At 51.5% G+C, this 305-nt stretch carries 1 protein-coding gene; it reads left to right on the top strand.

Features of this window, described 5'->3' with window-relative positions:
* Positions 1 to 305 (top strand): DsbC family protein (locus ACTHS3_RS17615; RefSeq protein WP_440368713.1); only part of this gene is annotated, 305 nt, incomplete at both ends.

The raw sequence follows: 305 nt of genomic DNA, 5'->3' as shown, positions 1-305 counted from the left end.
CTATATGCTTGTTGGCGACCTCATCAACGTCAACACGCGCCAAAGCATGACTGAAGAACGCGCCGCCGATTTGAACAAAATCGACTTCGCTTCCCTGCCTTTGGACAAAGCCATCAAAGAAGTACGCGGCAACGGCAAACTGAAAGTCGCTGTTTTCTCTGATCCGGACTGCCCGTACTGCAAACGCTTGGAGCATGAATTTGAAAAAATGACCGACATCACGATTTATACCTTCATGATGCCGATTCCAAGCCTGCACCCTGATGCCGCGCGCACAGCCGAGCTGTTGTGGTGTCAGCCTAAGC

It is taken from the genome of Neisseria sp. P0009.S007 (assembly GCF_051962515.1).
This window is presented reverse-complemented; position numbering and strand designations above follow the sequence as displayed.